The 13,504-nt window shown below is 60.5% G+C and carries 16 protein-coding genes and 1 pseudogene; 10 read left to right on the top strand and 7 right to left on the bottom strand.

All coding sequences use genetic code 11. The features are described from left to right. Positions 1-115: 115 nt before the first annotated feature. The gene (locus tag AACY49_RS21190) at positions 116-544 is read left to right on the top strand and encodes a GNAT family N-acetyltransferase (RefSeq protein ID WP_339526189.1); all 429 of its coding nucleotides are present in this window, start codon (positions 116-118) and stop codon (positions 542-544) included. A 36-nt stretch (positions 545-580) separates the two neighbouring features. Here AACY49_RS21190 and AACY49_RS21185 read toward each other — a convergent pair whose 3' ends face one another. Then, on the bottom strand, positions 581-931 hold the full coding sequence (locus AACY49_RS21185; protein ID WP_007941140.1) for a hypothetical protein: 351 nt from the start codon (positions 929-931) through the stop codon (positions 581-583). A 162-nt stretch (positions 932-1,093) separates the two neighbouring features. Here AACY49_RS21185 and AACY49_RS21180 point away from each other — a divergent pair, with 162 nt between their 5' ends. The 9 genes and pseudogenes from AACY49_RS21180 to AACY49_RS21140 all read left to right on the top strand — a co-directional run bounded on the left by AACY49_RS21180 (position 1,094) and on the right by AACY49_RS21140 (position 5,524). Further along, the gene (locus AACY49_RS21180; protein ID WP_258700054.1) at positions 1,094-1,342 is read left to right on the top strand and encodes a hypothetical protein; all 249 of its coding nucleotides are present in this window, start codon (positions 1,094-1,096) and stop codon (positions 1,340-1,342) included. A 19-nt stretch (positions 1,343-1,361) separates the two neighbouring features. Next, the gene (locus tag AACY49_RS21175) at positions 1,362-1,691 is read left to right on the top strand and encodes a DUF6388 family protein (protein ID WP_258700053.1); all 330 of its coding nucleotides are present in this window, start codon (positions 1,362-1,364) and stop codon (positions 1,689-1,691) included. Between the two features lie 22 nt (positions 1,692-1,713). Further along, a pseudogene (locus AACY49_RS21170) lies at positions 1,714-1,827 on the top strand (DUF1275 domain-containing protein); the annotation flags it as partial. Between the two features lie 222 nt (positions 1,828-2,049). Then, the gene (tusD, locus tag AACY49_RS21165) at positions 2,050-2,442 is read left to right on the top strand and encodes a sulfurtransferase complex subunit TusD (protein WP_230175509.1); all 393 of its coding nucleotides are present in this window, start codon (positions 2,050-2,052) and stop codon (positions 2,440-2,442) included. Position 2,443: 1 nt separating this feature from the next. Next, positions 2,444-2,806 carry a sulfurtransferase complex subunit TusC gene (gene tusC, locus AACY49_RS21160; RefSeq protein WP_320393988.1) on the top strand — a complete coding sequence of 121 codons (363 nt, stop codon included), beginning with the start codon at positions 2,444-2,446 and terminating at the stop codon, positions 2,804-2,806. Further along, entirely contained in the window at positions 2,806-3,099 is a 294-nt protein-coding gene (gene tusB / locus AACY49_RS21155) for a sulfurtransferase complex subunit TusB (protein ID WP_258700051.1), read from the top strand. Before tusC ends, tusB begins: the two co-directional genes overlap by 1 nt. Beyond that, positions 3,096-3,431 (top strand): TusE/DsrC/DsvC family sulfur relay protein, encoded by a 336-nt coding sequence (locus AACY49_RS21150; RefSeq protein ID WP_258700050.1) that lies wholly within the window; start codon positions 3,096-3,098, stop codon positions 3,429-3,431. Before tusB ends, AACY49_RS21150 begins: the two co-directional genes overlap by 4 nt. Beyond that, entirely contained in the window at positions 3,428-4,429 is a 1,002-nt protein-coding gene (locus tag AACY49_RS21145; protein ID WP_339526185.1) for a glycosyl transferase family protein, read from the top strand. The genes AACY49_RS21150 and AACY49_RS21145 overlap by 4 nt, the downstream gene beginning before the upstream one ends. 90 nt (positions 4,430-4,519) lie before the next feature. Beyond that, on the top strand, positions 4,520-5,524 hold the full coding sequence (locus tag AACY49_RS21140; protein ID WP_339526183.1) for a glutathione S-transferase family protein: 1,005 nt from the start codon (positions 4,520-4,522) through the stop codon (positions 5,522-5,524). Positions 5,525-5,640: 116 nt separating this feature from the next. On the opposite strand, the gene cysG is transcribed toward AACY49_RS21140, so the two are convergent. The 6 genes from cysG to AACY49_RS21110 form a co-directional block, all read right to left on the bottom strand. Beyond that, positions 5,641-7,035 carry a siroheme synthase CysG gene (cysG, locus tag AACY49_RS21135; RefSeq protein ID WP_339526181.1) on the bottom strand — a complete coding sequence of 465 codons (1,395 nt, stop codon included), beginning with the start codon at positions 7,033-7,035 and terminating at the stop codon, positions 5,641-5,643. Beyond that, entirely contained in the window at positions 7,036-8,316 is a 1,281-nt protein-coding gene (gene serS / locus AACY49_RS21130) for a serine--tRNA ligase (protein WP_339526179.1), read from the bottom strand. Between the two features lie 15 nt (positions 8,317-8,331). Continuing rightward, entirely contained in the window at positions 8,332-8,706 is a 375-nt protein-coding gene (gene crcB, locus AACY49_RS21125; RefSeq protein WP_007941127.1) for a fluoride efflux transporter CrcB, read from the bottom strand. Continuing rightward, positions 8,706-10,028, bottom strand: coding sequence for a replication-associated recombination protein A (locus AACY49_RS21120; RefSeq protein ID WP_258700700.1), 1,323 nt, complete (start codon positions 10,026-10,028; stop codon positions 8,706-8,708). The genes crcB and AACY49_RS21120 overlap by 1 nt, the downstream gene beginning before the upstream one ends. A 176-nt stretch (positions 10,029-10,204) precedes the next feature. Continuing rightward, positions 10,205-10,828, bottom strand: a complete 624-nt coding sequence (lolA, locus tag AACY49_RS21115; RefSeq protein ID WP_030130937.1) for an outer membrane lipoprotein chaperone LolA — start codon at positions 10,826-10,828, stop codon at positions 10,205-10,207. A 67-nt stretch (positions 10,829-10,895) separates the two neighbouring features. Next, on the bottom strand, positions 10,896-13,301 hold the full coding sequence (locus AACY49_RS21110; protein WP_339526175.1) for a DNA translocase FtsK: 2,406 nt from the start codon (positions 13,299-13,301) through the stop codon (positions 10,896-10,898). Between the last annotated feature and the right edge of the window lie 203 nt (positions 13,302-13,504).

Here is a 13,504-nt window from a genome sequence, read left to right as displayed (position 1 = left end):
TAATTTCGTCGGAAGGCGTACATGTTAGGCGAAAACAGATTTCTATGGTTTGGAGGGATAGAACAATCGTGGCGACCGGGATAGGCTCCGCATTCACCGCCATAAGGATGTAGCCATGACCCTGCGAATTGAACTGTCGACAAACGCCACTCAGGAAGAGCGCGAAGCGATCCTTACCCCTTTGCGCGCCTACAACGCCTCAAAGGCTGGGCCCACGGTTTCAGAGCAGATTGCCTTGTTGGTACGCGATGACAACGACGAGATTCTCGGCGGGCTTTATGGCCGGGTGTTTTACCAATGGTTTTTCATTGAGTTGTTGTCAGTGCCAGAGCAGGCCCGGGGACAAGGAATCGGCTCGAAGCTGATGCAAATGGCTGAAGACCTGGCGCGGGAAAAGGGATGCATCGGGATCTGGCTGGACACCTTCGACTTCCAGGCGCCGGAGTTCTACAAAAAGCACGGCTACAGCGAGCTAGGGCACATTGCCGATTACCCGCCGGGCCACAAACGCTTCTTTTTTCAGAAGCGTTTGGTGGATTTGTAACCTTCGATTTTCGGGGGTGCCACCAAAAGATCTTGCTTACAAACAGGTAGCCAACGCCGCCAATCGGCGCTTGGCGACAAAATCATCATGCTGCGCATAGTAGCTCAACGCGGTGCCCGAGGCATCGCTGGTCACGTCCACGAAAGACTCGGCCGAACGGGTGTAGACCGTCGAACCGCCCTTCTTGCCCGGCTGCAAATACGCGCCCGCATCGACGCCGAACACCGCCTCGTCCTGCCAGGCAAACTGCACGCACTGGGCGACGACTTTTTCCGGTTTGTCCGAGGTCAGGGTTTTGTACGGGGTTTTGGTGCGGGCGTCGTTCATCGCCGATCCGGCGCAGCCCGCCAGCAAGGTTGCGGCCAGCGCCACCATCAGAATTCGCATTGCGTTCGCTCATCAGGAAAAAGCGGACTGTATCACCGTGGTGCGGCGTATCGTTCTGCTTTACTTCATTTATAACGCGACACCGCGCATCGATTCGCGCACCCTATCGCGTTTCTCTCGCCGCATCGCCCGTTTTTCCGGGCCCATTTTTCTGGAAAGGCCATGACACCCAACGCCGAATTCTACAAACCCTCCACCGACTATGCCGACAAACTGATCAGCCAGATCGGTCAGACGCCGGCCTGGATCGCCAAGCGAATTGGCGTCACCGACAAGCGGATTCGTTACATTCTCGACGGTGAAAGAACCGTCAAAGGCGAAACCACACCGATCCAGATGACCTACCCCGAGCAATTTGCTCTCGAGTGTCTGGCCGCGGCTGCCAAGGCAAGCAAAAAGCAGTCTTCGTAATCCCCCTCAAGGAGTGACCATGGCGGCAACCGAACAGCAACACGAGCAGGCACTGAGAAAATTTCTCGATGAGCGGCCTGAGCTGCGCGTCGAACTGGACAACCTGAATCCACTGTTGGCCCAGGCCAAGGGCCAGACAGTAACGCAGTACCGCGACGAGCGCTTGCATGAAGCGTTCGAAGCCGAGGCGGAGCGCCTGGGTTTGTTTGCCTGGGAGCTGACGCTGCAACTGACCGCCGCCACACCTGAGGACTACCAGGCCCAACGCATGGAGGTGCACAAGGAGGTCGCGGAAATGGCCGGCATGGACTGGCTGGAGTATTGCGAGTTATATGGGTTGACCAAGTAACCGTCGCTGCTCAAGGGAGCCGGAACATCATCTGGGGCTCAAGGCGCTGTTTGTCAGCGGGCTGCTGGCCGGGGCGCTGGGGGTGCTGTCGCTGAAGATTCCGCGGCGTTGGCAGTTGGGGTATATGCCGCGCTGATCGGGTTATCACATTCAGCATTGTGTTGCCTGACACTCCGCTATCGCGAGCAGGCTCGCTCCCACAGGGGTCTGTGGTGGATTGCAATGTTATGTACGACACAAATCCCTTGTGGGAGCGAGCCTGCTCGCGATAGCAGCGACTCGGTCTACGAGTAAACGCCCTTCGCCGCCCCGACGATAAAGCTTTATCATGGCCGCAGTTTTGCTGATCGAGTCCGTCATGAAGTTCGCCATTGCGCTGTTTTCCGCCGCCCATGCGCCCTCCTCGCGCCGTGCCTTGCTGTTCGCCCAGGCCGCGCTGGCCGGCGGACATGAGATTGTCCGGCTGTTTTTCTATCAGGATGGCGTCTACAACGCGTCTGGCAGCGTGGTCACGCCTCAGGATGAGCAGGACTTGCCCAAGCAATGGCGCACCTTTGTCACCGAGCATCAACTCGATGGCGTGATCTGCATCGCCGCCGCCTTGCGCCGTGGGGTGTTGAACGAGGAAGAAGCCCAGCGTTATCAGCGTGAAGCGGTCGCGGTGGGTGCACCGTGGGAATTGTCCGGCCTCGGCCAGTTGCATGACGCGGTGCAGGACGCGGACCGCCTGATCTGTTTCGGAGGCGCGTGAGATGGCTAAATCCTTGCTGATTATCAGTCGTCAGGCGCCGTGGTCCGGGCCGAGCGCGCGGGAAGCGCTGGATATCGTGTTGGCCGGTGGCGCCTTCGATCTGCCGATCGGCCTGCTGTTCCTCGATGACGGCGTGTTCCAGCTCGCCGCGAAACAGGACGCCAAGGCGTTGCAACAGAAAGACCTGAGCGCCAACCTGCAAGCCTTGCCGATGTTTGGTGTCGAAGACCTGTTCGTGTGCGGTGAAAGCGCTGCTGCCCGTGGTCTGGACCCTAAAGGTCTGTCGCTTGAAGAAGCCCAGGTGCTGGCCGCCCGGGAAATCACCGCCCTTATAGACCGTTACGACCAAGTGATCACCCTCTGATGTCGACTTTGCATGTGTTGTCTCATTCCCCTTTCGGCGACGACCGCCTGAGCAGTTGCCTGCGCGTGATTGGCGCCGATGATGCGCTGTTGCTGAGTGGCGACGCGGCCTATGCCTTACAGCCAGGCACCGCACCGTTCAGCGTGCTGCACGCCCGCAACCTGAAACTGTTCATACTGGCCGAAGATGCTCAGGCGCGGGCTCTGCAAGTCCCGGACTGGGCCAAGGCCATCGATTACCCGGCCTTCGTCGAGCTGTCGATTCACTACGACAAGGTCAACAGTTGGCTATGAAATCCCTGACGGTGGGCACCCGCGCCATTGAACTGGACAAGGACGGTTTCCTGGTCGAACTGAGCGACTGGTCTGCCGAGGTGGCCGCCGCCCTGGCCGCCGCCGAAGACATCGAGTTGAGCCCGGAACACTGGGAGATCCTTGAACTGCTGCGCAGTTTCTACGACGAATTCCAGCTGTCCCCGGCAACTCGCCCGCTGATCAAGTACACCGCATTGAAACTCGGCCCCGACAAGGGCAACAGCCTGCACCTGAACCGACTGTTCAAAGGCACCCCTGCCAAACTCGCCGCGAAACTGGCGGGCCTGCCCAAACCGACGAATTGCTTATGACCGACTCTCCAGCACTGACCCTCGAAACGCCCGCCGAGCACCCGTTCGCCCAGTTCGTGCGGATCCTTGGCAAAGGCAAACGCGGCGCCCGCAACCTGACCCGTGAAGAAGCCCGCGAGGCCATGGGCCTGTTGCTCGACGACAAGGTCGAGGACACCCAGCTCGGCGCGTTCCTGATGCTGTTGCGGCACAAGGAAGAAAGCGCCGAGGAAATGGCGGGGTTCACCGAAGCCTTGCGTGAACGCCTGAATCCACCGGCGCTGGCGGTCGATCTGGACTGGCCGACTTACGCCGGCAAAAAGCGTCACCTGCCATGGTATCTGCTGGCGGCCAAGTGCCTGGCGCAAAACGGCGTGCGCATCTTCATGCACGGCGGCGGCGCGCACACGGCGGGCCGGCTGTACAGCGAACAACTGCTCGAGACGCTGAATATTCCGTTGTGCCGCAACTGGCAGCAGACCGGTGCGGCGCTCGATCAGGGCGGTCTGGCGTTCATGCCATTGGTGGATTGGGCCCCGCAACTTCAGCGGATGATCGACCTGCGCAACACCCTGGGCCTGCGCTCGCCGATCCATTCCCTGGCGCGGATTCTCAACCCGCTGGGCGCCCGTTGCGGCCTGCAAAGCATTTTCCACCCCGGCTATCAGGCCGTGCATCGCGATGCCAGCGGTTTACTGGGCGACACCGCCATCGTCATCAAGGGCGATGGTGGTGAAATCGAGATCAACCCGGATGCCGACAGTCACCTGTATGGCACCACCGGCGGCGAAAGTTGGGATGAAGAATGGCCGCAGCTGTCGACCCAGCGCCACGTCAAACCGGCGAGCCTGGATCCCGAGCATTTGAAAGCGGTGTGGCGTGGCGACGTGGTCGACAGCTACCCGCAAATGGCGTTGATCTCGACCATGGCCCTGGCCTTGCGCGGCCTCGGCCAGCCCCGCGAGCAAGCCTTCGAAACCGCCCAGCAGTACTGGGATGCCCGGGACAGATCGATTTAACCGATCATAACCGCCCAACCTTTGCGCTTTTTGTTCGAACCTATGCGCATAGACTCCTCTCCAACGCTTATCGGTTGAGGAGTTTTGAACATGGGTTTGTTAGTCGAAGGCCGCTGGCAGGATCAGTGGTACGAAAGCAAGGACGGCACGTTCCAGCGTGAACAGGCACAGCGTCGCCACTGGCTGACCGCCGACGGCAAGCCAGGCCCGACCGGAGTCGGTGGTTTTGCCGCCGAAGCCGGTCGCTACCATCTCTACGTATCCCTCGCCTGCCCGTGGGCTCATCGCACGCTGATCCTGCGCAAACTCAAAGGCCTCGAAAGTCTGATCGACGTGTCGGTGGTCAGTTGGTTGATGCTGGAAAACGGCTGGACCTTCGATAAAAACCTCGGATCAACCGGCGACAAACTCGATCACTTCAATTTCATGCACCAGCGCTATACCGCCGATACCGCCGACTACACCGGCCGCGTCACTGTGCCGGTGCTCTGGGACAAACATCTTGAACGCATCGTTAACAATGAGTCGGCGGAGATCATCCGCATGTTCAACAGCGCTTTTGATGAATTGACCGGCAACGACCTGGATTTCTACCCGGCGCCATTGCGGGCCGAGATCGATGCGCTGAACGAGCGGATTTATCCAGCGGTGAACAACGGCGTCTATCGCGCCGGGTTTGCTACGTCGCAGCAGGCTTATGAAGAGGCGTTCGATGAGTTGTTTGGTGAGCTGGATCGGCTGGAGCAGCTGCTGGGCGCCAATCGTTACCTCACGGGTGAATACCTGACGGAAGCGGATATTCGGTTGTTCACTACGATGATTCGCTTTGATGCGGTGTACTTCGGGCACTTCAAGTGCAACCTGCGGCGAATTGCCGATTATCCGAATCTGTCGAACTGGCTACGGGAGATTTATCAGTGGCCGGGGATAGCCGAAACGGTGAGTTTTGAGCACATCAAGAATCACTACTACGGCAGCCACAAGACCATCAACCCGACCGGGATCGTGCCTAAAGGGCCGGCGCAGGATTTCACTGCGGCTCATGATCGGGCGCGGTTGAAGGGGAAAGGGGTTTGGCGTAAGGCCGAGCTCTGATCTGAAGCAAGGGTGATTTTGAGGGCCTCATCGCGGGCAAGCCCGCTCCCACAGGTTTTGCATTTGACGCAAATCCTGTGGGAGCGGGCTTGCCCGCGATGGGGGCGACTCGGTATTCAGACCTGCGCCTGAGCCCCTTCAAACCACGCCAGTTTCTCGCGCAGTTGTACCACTTCCCCGACGATCACCAGCGTCGGCGCATGCACTTCATGCTCCGCCACCAGCCGTGGAAGGTCGGCCAGGGTGCCGGTAAACACCCGCTGATTGACCGTGGTGCCCTGCTGGATCAACGCCGCCGGGGTATCGGCCGCGCGACCGTGCTTGATCAACTGCTCGCAGATGATCGGCAAGCCCACCAGCCCCATGTAAAACACCAGGGTTTGCGCCGGCGCGACCAGATCGGCCCACGGCAAATCGGTGGAACCGTCCTTGAGGTGCCCGGTGACGAACCGCACCGACTGCGCGTAATCGCGGTGAGTCAGCGGAATCCCGGCATACGCCGCGCAACCGCTGGCGGCGGTGATGCCCGGTACGACCTGGAACGGGATGCCATGGGCCGCCAGTTCTTCGATCTCTTCACCGCCACGCCCGAAAATGAACGGATCACCGCCCTTCAAGCGCACCACGCGCTTGCCGGCCTTGGCCAGATCCACCAGATGCTGGTTGATCTGCTCCTGAGGCACGGCGTGATCGGCGCGGCGCTTGCCGACGTAGACCCGCTCGGCATCGCGACGGCACAAATCCAGAATCGCCGGCGCCACCAGACGGTCATACAACACCACGTCGGCTTGCTGCATCAGACGCAAGGCGCGGAAGGTCAACAGGTCGGGGTCACCCGGCCCGGCGCCCACCAGATAAACTTCGCCGGTCGCGACAGGGGCTTCGCCATTGATTTTCGCCAGCATCAAGCGCTCGGCTTCAGCGCCCTGCCCGGCCAGTTGCCGGTCGGCAATCGGGCCCTGGAATACATCCTCCCAGAACGCCCGGCGCTGCTGCACGTCCGGAAACAGGCCTTTGACCTGAGTGCGAAAACGCGCCGCCAGGCCAGCCAGTTGACCGTAGGTGGAAGGAATCCAGGTTTCCAGTTTGGCGCGAATCAACCGCGCCAGCACCGGCGCATCGCCACCGCTGGACACGGCAATGATCAGCGGAGAACGGTCGACGATCGCCGGGAAGATCACGCTGCACAGGGCTGGCGCGTCCACCACGTTGACCGGCACGCAACGCCGATGGGCATCGGCGGAGACTTGCGCGTTCAACGGCTCGTCGTCGGTGGCGGCGATGATCAGCCCGCAACCGTCCAGATCCGTTTCGGCGTAGCCACGCACCAGGCACTCGCCGCCGCTGCCAACCACTAGCTCGCGCAGTTGCGGTTCGATTTCAGGCGCGACCACTCGCAGCAGCGCACCGGCCTCGGCCAGCAGGCGGGATTTGCGCAAGGCAATCTCCCCTCCACCGACGACCAACACACGACTGCCGCGAAGGTTATGAAACAGCGGCAGATAGTCCATTTAGCCGATGACCTCAAGGCCACCCATGTACGGTTTCAGTACCTCTGGCACACGGATCGAACCGTCGGCCTGCTGGTAGTTTTCCAGCACCGCCACCAGGGTACGACCGACCGCCAGGCCGGAACCGTTGAGGGTGTGAACCAATTCAGGCTTGCCGGTTTCCGGGTTACGGAAACGCGCTTGCATGCGACGGGCCTGGAAATCACCGCAGTTGGAGCACGACGAAATCTCGCGGTATTTGTCCTGGCTCGGAATCCACACTTCCAGGTCGTAGGTCTTGAGCGCGCTGAAGCCCATGTCGCCAGTGCACAGCGCCAGGGTGCGATACGGCAGTTCCAGCAGTTGCAGGACTTTCTCGGCGTTGGCGGTCAGGCCTTCCAGCGCTTGCATCGAGGTCGACGGCTCAACGATCTGGACCATCTCGACCTTGTCGAACTGGTGCTGACGGATCATGCCGCGAGTGTCGCGACCCGATGCACCGGCCTCGCTGCGGAAGCACGGCGTGTGTGCCACGAATTTGATCGGCAGCAGTTTCGAATCGACGATCTCGCCAGCCACGATGTTGGTCAGCGACACTTCAGCGGTCGGGATCAGGTACAGATCGGCTTCGCCTTCGCGGCTGATCTTGAACAGGTCTTCTTCGAACTTAGGCAACTGACCGGTGCCCTGCAACGCAGGGGCCTGCACCAGGTACGGGGTGTAAGCCTCTTCGTAACCGTGTTCGTTGATGTGCAGGTTGATCATGAACTGTGCCAGCGCACGGTGCAGACGCGCAATCGGGCCGCGCAGCAGGGCGAAACGGGCGCCGGACAGCTTGGCGGCGGTTTCGAAGTCCAGCCAGCCGAACTTCTCGCCCAGGGCCACGTGGTCCTGAACCGGGAAGTCGAAAGCCTTCGGCGTGCCCCAACGGCGCACTTCAACGTTGCCTTCTTCGTCATCGCCGACCGGCACCGATTCATGCGGCAGGTTCGGAATGCCCAGCAGGATCGAATCCAGCTCGGTCTGGATCGTGTCCAGCTCGACTTTACCGGCGCTCAACTCGCCCGCCATGCGCTCGACGTCCGCCATCAGCGGCGCGATGTCTTCGCCGCGCTGCTTGGCCTGACCGATGGATTTGGAGCGCGCATTACGTTCAGCCTGCAGAGCTTCGGTGCGGGTTTGGACGGTCTTGCGCTGTTCTTCCAGCGCTTCGATGCGCACGACATCCAGAGCAAAGCCACGGGATGCCAGGCGGTCCGCTACGTCCTGAAGGTTGCTACGTAACAGTTTGGAATCGAGCATGTCGGTTTCTCGTTATCAAAGTTTGGTCAAGGACAGGCCAGCCCAGGTGGCGAGCAGCCCGCCGAATACGCTGATGGCCGCATAGCCCAGGGCCAGCGGCACCTGCCCGGTTTCCAGCAGGCGCACCGTATCCAGTGAAAAGGATGAAAAAGTCGTCAGCCCCCCGAGGAAGCCGACGATCAACCCGGCGCGCACCGCAAACGATACCTCCGGGCGAATCAAAAACAGGCCGTATAGAACGCCGATCAGCAAACAGCCCACGATATTAACGGCCAGCGTCGCGGTATAGAAGTGCCGCGGCCAATTCGCGTTGATCCAGTTACCGGTGGCGAAGCGCAACAGTGTACCGGCGACACCGCCGACAGAGACCGCAACAATCAAGGGAATCACTATTTTCTCCGCTGTCGGGGGCTTAGACGGTCAAGTTGCGCGAGGTGGTTGAGCTTTTCGCCGATCTTCAGCTCCAGGCCACGTGGCACGGGCTGATAGAACGGTTGCGGCTCAAGCTCTTCCGGGAAGTAGTCTTCGCCGGCGGCATAGGCGTCCGGTTCATCGTGGGCATAGCGGTATTCGTCGCCATAACCCAATTGCTTCATCAACTTGGTCGGTGCGTTGCGCAGGTGCAGCGGCACTTCCAGCGAACCGTGTTCGGTGGCGCTGCGCATCGCGGCCTTGAAGCCCATGTACACCGCATTGCTTTTCGGCGCGCAAGCCAGATACGTAATGGCCTGGGCCACCGCCAATTCACCTTCGGGGCTGCCGAGGCGCTCCTGCACTTCCCACGCCGCCAGGCACAGGCTGAGGGCGCGGGGGTCGGCGTTGCCGATGTCTTCGCTGGCCATGCGCACCACGCGCCGGGCCAGGTACAGCGGATCGCAACCGCCGTCGATCATCCGCGCGAACCAATACAACGCGCCATCGGGGTTGGAACCTCGCACCGATTTATGCAGCGCGGAAATCTGGTCGTAGAAAGCTTCGCCGCCCTTGTCGAAGCGCCGACGGGTATCGCCCAGCAGGCTTTGCAGCAGGTCGACGCCGATTTCGCTGTTGTCTTCGGCCAGGTCCGAGGCGTTTTCCAACAGGTTGAGCAAACGCCGGCCATCGCCATCGGCGGCGGACAGCAGCATCTGGAAGCCTTCGTCGTTGAGGGTCAGTTGCCGCTTGCCCAACCCGCGCTCTTCGGTCAACGCACGATGCACCAGCTTGCGCAGGGCCGCTTCGTCGAGGCTTTTGAGTACATAGACGCGGGCCCGGGACAGGAGCGCGTTATTGAGTTCGAACGAGGGGTTTTCCGTGGTCGCGCCGATGAAAATCAGCGTGCCGTCTTCAACGTACGGCAGGAACGCATCCTGCTGCGACTTGTTGAAGCGGTGCACTTCGTCGACGAACAGGATGGTGCGTTTACCGTACTGCCCGGCCTGCTGCTTGGCGACTTCCACCGCCTGACGAATCTCTTTGACCCCGGCCAGTACCGCCGAAACCGTTTCGAAGTGCGCATCCGAGACTTCCGCCAGCAGCCGCGCCAGGGTGGTTTTACCCACTCCCGGCGGGCCCCAGAAAATCATCGAATGCAGGGCCCCCTGCTCCAGGGCTTCGCGCAAAGGCTTGCCGCGAGCGAGCACGTGTTCCTGACCGACGTACTCGTCCAGATTGGCCGCGCGCAGGCGGGCGGCCAAGGGCTGAGCAATCGGGGCACTGCGAAACAGGTCCATCACGTACGTTTGAAACCTCTTTGCTGGATCTGATGCCGATCAGTTAAGGCATTGAACACCGCAGTTCCTGTGGGAGCGGGCTTGCCCGCGATAGCGTCAGGTCAGTCAACATTGATATTGAATGCAATGCCGCCATCGCGGGCAAGCCCGCTCCCACAGGTTCTATGTTCTGCTCTCTATTCCTGGATCACGTCCGCACCCTTCGGGATGTCGAACTTGAACTTGGATGCCGGAATCGGCTCGTTGGCCTTTACACCGGTAAACAGGATATTGGTGCGCTGGCCGACACTGTCGATCATCTGCATGTCATTGACCAGACCGTTGCGGAACGACAGGCGCAGGCTGTCGAACAGGGTGTCTTTGGTTTTCGGCTTCAGGGTGAAGTCGATCACGCCACCGGCTTCCTTGGCGCTGATGTCAAAGCTCTGGCTGATCTTGGACACGTCACCGGACAGCAACAGTGCCGGCGTCTGGGTCAGGCGCTGGTCGAGGGTCTTGATAGTGACCTGCTCCAGGTCCGGGTCCCACAGGGAAACTTTCTTGCCGTCGGACACCATCAGTTGCTCCTGCGGCGCATCGGTGTGCCAGTAGAACAGGCCCGGGCGCTGCAAGGACATCTGACCGGCGGTTTCCTGCAACTGGGTGCCGCTGCCATCGAGGGTCAGCTGGGAGAAGCGCGCGGTCAGGGTCTGGGATTTTTCCAGCAGTTGGGTCAGACGCGCCACGTCCTTGTCATCGGCGTGGGCCGAGAGCGTGGTCAAAGCCAGTACCGGCAGCAACAGCATGCGGATAAGACGCATGGGAGTCCTCATAAACATTCGTGGGAGTGCGGGCGGCGCCTCAGACGCCACCCCTTTCAAAACCGGATCAGTCGCGCACCGGGCCAGGGGCCAGGACTTCACGCGAGCCGTTGGTGTTCATGGACGTCACGACCCCGGCCATTTCCATGGCTTCGATCATGCGCGCCGCGCGGTTGTAGCCGATTTTCAGCTTACGCTGAACCGCGGAGATGGACGCGCGACGGCTTTCCAGGACGAACTGCACCGCTTCATCGTAGAGCGCGTCGGTTTCGGCATCATCTTCACCGCCACCGCCGCCGTTTTCAAAGCCGCTACCGGCCTCTTCGACACCGGCGAGGATGTCATCGTTGTATTCCGGCGCGCCGCGCAGTTTCCAGGCTTCAACCACCCGGTGTACCTCGTCATCGGACACGAACGCGCCGTGAACACGAATCGGCAGGCTGGTGCCGGGCGGCATGTAGAGCATGTCACCGTGGCCCAGCAACTGTTCGGCACCGCCCTGGTCGATGATGGTCCGCGAATCGATCTTGCTCGACACCTGGAACGCCATGCGGGTCGGAATGTTCGCCTTGATCAGACCTGTGATCACGTCCACCGACGGCCGCTGGGTCGCGAGAATCAAGTGGATACCGGCCGCACGGGCCTTCTGGGCGATACGGGCGATCAGCTCTTCAACCTTCTTGCCGACGATCATCATCATGTCGGCGAATTCGTCGACGACCACGACGATGGTCGGCAGCTTTTGCAGCAGCGGTGCTTCGTCGTGGATGCTTTCGCGCTTGTACAGCGGATCGCTCAATGGCTCACCGGCGTCCTGGGCTTCCTTGACCTTGGCGTTGAAGCCCGACAGGTTACGCACGCCCATCTTCGCCATCAGCTTGTAGCGCCGCTCCATTTCGGCGACGCTCCAGCGCAAGGCGTTGGCGGCGTCCTTCATGTCGGTGACCACCGGGCACAGCAGGTGCGGAATGCCTTCGTAGATCGACAGCTCAAGCATTTTCGGGTCGATCATGATCAGCTTGGCGTCTTCCGGGCCAGACTTGAACAGAATCGACAGGATCATCGCGTTCACACCCACCGACTTACCGGAACCGGTCGTACCGGCCACCAGCAAGTGGGGCATTTTCGCCAGGTCGGTGATGACCGGTTTGCCGCCGATATCATGACCCAGGGCCAGGGTGACCGGGGACTTGAAGTTATCGTACTCGGGAGTCGACAAGACCTCGGAGAAGCGCACGATCTGCCGGTCTTCGTTAGGGATCTCGATACCCACCGTGGTTTTGCCCGGAATCACTTCCACGACACGCACACTGGTCACGGCCAGGGAACGGGCCAGGTCTTTCGCCAGGTTGGAGATGCGGCTGACTTTGACGCCGGCTGCTGGCTGGATTTCGTAACGGGTAATGACCGGGCCCGGGTGAATCGAATCCACCGAGACTTCGACGCCGAATTCCTTGAGCTTGATTTCCAGCAAGTGGCCGACGGCCGCCAGGGATTCGGGCGAATAATTGAGTTGTTTCTTTTCCGCCGGGTCGAGAATCGAGATCGGCGGCAAGGTGCCTTCCACGGCGCTGTCGACGAACAACGGCGCCTGTTTCTCTTTTTCCACGCGTTTGCTCGGAGCAGCCGGTTTGGGCGGCGCGGGAGCAATCACCGGCGGCACCTGCTTTTCGCGCTCGGACATGTGCTTGCTCAGGGCCTGCTCACGTTCGATCAGGCGCTCCTTGACCTTGGCTTGCTCACGCTTATCGGTAACTGTCGGCGCCACCACGTCATGCACGCGATCGTCGACTTCACGCAATTGGGCGACCAGTTGCTTGCGTTCGGTACGGGCTGCCCACCAGCGATTGGCCGCGCCCTGAAACAGTTCGAACAGATCGAGGGTGATCTTGCCGGTGACGTCCATCACCTTGAACCACGACAGGTCAGTGAACACCGTCAGGCCGAACAGGAACAGTGCAATAAACAACAACGTGCTGCCCTGGATGTTCAGCGCATTTTTCGCCAGATCGCCGAGGCTTTCACCCAAGGCGCCGCCCGCGCCGGCCGGCAAACCGGTCGCCGCATGGAAGTGGATGTGGGCCAGCGCCGCGCCCGACAGCACCAGAAACACCAGGCCGATCAGGCGCCAGGAGAACAGCCAGCCGCTCCACTGCCACGGCTCGTGGCGCTGGCGGAAAATCTGATAGGCCTTGATCGCCAGCAACAGCGGGAAAATGTAGGCGAAGTAACCCAAGACCATGAACAGGATGTCGGCGCTGTAAGAGCCCGCAGGCCCGCCGAAGTTCTGCACATCGTCGATCTTGCTGTTATGACTCCAGCCCGGATCGTCCTTGCCATAGGTCAACAAGGCCATCATCAGGAACAGGCACAAGGCACCGATGGCGATCAATGCACCTTCCTTGAGCCGGTAGTGCAATTGCTGGCGCCAGAGCGGAACGACTATTTTAGGTGCTGCGGTGGATTTCTTCAAAACGCTTCTTTTCCTGCGCCCATGGCGCGTCCATCTGTTGAATGACTATAAAAACTGCCCAATCCAGGCAGGTAAAAAAGTTAACAGCCCCAACCGGGACTACTTTTAACACTGTGCCCCGGTTTTTCGAAATACGGCACGCACCGCTTTTTTGATACAAACACTGTTACAAGCAGGCATTGTACGGGTTTGTTCGCCCAATG

Origin of the sequence: Pseudomonas sp. EL_65y_Pfl2_R96 (assembly GCF_963970905.1) — a bacterium.
Lineage (GTDB): Bacteria > Pseudomonadota > Gammaproteobacteria > Pseudomonadales > Pseudomonadaceae > Aquipseudomonas.
This window is presented reverse-complemented; position numbering and strand designations above follow the sequence as displayed.